The organism is Acidovorax delafieldii 2AN (genome assembly GCF_000175235.1).
GTDB lineage: Bacteria > Pseudomonadota > Gammaproteobacteria > Burkholderiales > Burkholderiaceae_C > Acidovorax > Acidovorax delafieldii_B.
The window spans coordinates 1-787 of the sequence record NZ_ACQT01000588.1; the positions used below are offsets into that span (position 1 = coordinate 1).

Genomic DNA, 787 nt, shown 5'->3' on the forward strand with positions numbered 1-787 from the left:
GGGTGCCGCCGCAATGGGTTGGGCGTGGACGCCATGCTGCGTAGGCGCGCCCCCGGCCAGCCGCGCCACGTCGACCAGGTCGGCAATCACGGCCGAAGCGGTTTGCTCCGACCCGGCCCCGGCGCCGCAGTACAGCGTGGAGCCCGCCGCGTCACCCTGCACCATGACGGCGTTCATTGAGCCGTTCACCTGCGCCATCAGGTGCGTGGCGGGCAGCAGCGCCGGATGCACGCGCAGCTCCAGGCCCTGCGCCAGCGCATCGTCCCGGCGGCGCGCCACCCCCACCAGCTTGATGCGATAGCCGAGGCGTTCGGCGCACACCATGTCGATGGCCTGCAACTGCGTGATGCCCTCCACATGCACCTTGTGCAACTGCAGTGGCACGCCATGCGCCAGCGCTGCCAGCAGCGTGAGCTTGTGCGCCGCGTCGATGCCTTCGATGTCGAAGGTGGGGTCGGCCTCGGCATAGCCCAGGGCCTGCGCTTGCGCCAGCGCCTCGGCAAAGCCCAGGCCTGCATCCGCCATGCGCGAGAGGATGAAATTGGTGGTGCCGTTGATGATGCCCGCCAGCCATTCGATGCGGTTGGCGGTGAGGCCTTCGCGCAGCGCCTTGATGATGGGGATGCTGCCGGCCACCGCTGCCTCGTAGGCCACCACCACGCCGTGCTGGCGGGCGGCCGTGAAGATTTCGGTGCCGTGCTCGGCCAGCAGCGCCTTGTTGGCGGTGACCACGTGCCTGCCGGCGCGAAGGGCCGCCAGCACCCAGTCGCGCGCGGGGCCGCTGCCG

General features: G+C 70.6%; 1 protein-coding gene. It reads right to left on the bottom strand.

Annotated features, from left to right (window positions below):
- Window positions 1-787: homoserine dehydrogenase (locus ACDELDRAFT_RS23225; protein ID WP_005801792.1), on the bottom strand; the 787-nt coding region annotated here is incomplete at both ends.